Below are 236 nucleotides of genomic sequence, written 5' to 3' on the forward strand. Positions count from 1 at the left end.
AAGCAGCAAGCTGCTTCCTGTTACCGTTCGACTTGCATGTGTTAGGCCTGCCGCCAGCGTTCAATCTGAGCCATGATCAAACTCTTCAATTTAAAGTTTGATGCTCATCGAATTAAACCGTAATGAATTACGTGTTCACCCGTGAGACTTGGTATTCATTTAGTGTCCGAAGACATCAAGAATCCATGTCACCTGAGTGCCCACACAGATTGTCTGATAAATTGTTAAAGAGCAGT

This window comes from Candidatus Kosakonia sp. 282A-S69 (assembly GCF_029433855.1).
In the GTDB taxonomy this organism is placed as follows: Bacteria; Pseudomonadota; Gammaproteobacteria; order Enterobacterales; family Enterobacteriaceae; genus Kosakonia; species Kosakonia cowanii_A.